At 40.7% G+C, this 452-nt stretch carries 1 protein-coding gene; it reads right to left on the reverse strand.

Going from position 1 to position 452, the window contains the following annotated elements; translation table 11 throughout:
- Positions 1-386 (reverse strand): IS200/IS605 family transposase (gene tnpA / locus PPOP_RS16850; RefSeq protein WP_006287861.1); only part of this gene is annotated, 386 nt, incomplete at its 3' end.
- Positions 387-452 lie beyond the last annotated feature (66 nt).

Raw genomic sequence — 452 nt, forward strand, 5'->3', positions numbered from 1 at the left:
TTCTCGATATACTGTTTCACCGTTTCCAGTGATACGCTTCCAACTGTGGCTACGAAGTAGGCGTTTGTCCAAAGAGAAGGCAATCGCGTGGTCAATTTCGGATACTCGCATCTCAATACACGAGATGTAAAACCTTTCAGATGTTTTACAATTCGGTGGATACCAAACTGCGGGTCACACTTGATCAAAAGATGTACGTGATCGGGCATGATTTCCACCTCTAAAATTTCGGATTGTAATTCTTTCGCTTTAATCTGGAGTAGTTCTTTCAGTCGGTTGTCAATAGGTGGTACTAGCACCCTCCGCCGATATTTCGGACAAAAAACAACATGATATTTGCAATCAAAAGTGATGTTGCGGTTGCTTTCAACTTCTCGCTGTGACATGCTTATACCACCTCAAGAATATTATACCATAAATATTAGATAGCGAGGATATATCTATTGTCGAAT

The sequence above is a fragment of the Paenibacillus popilliae ATCC 14706 genome, assembly GCF_000315235.1.
In the GTDB taxonomy this organism is placed as follows: Bacteria; Bacillota; Bacilli; order Paenibacillales; family Paenibacillaceae; genus Paenibacillus_B; species Paenibacillus_B popilliae.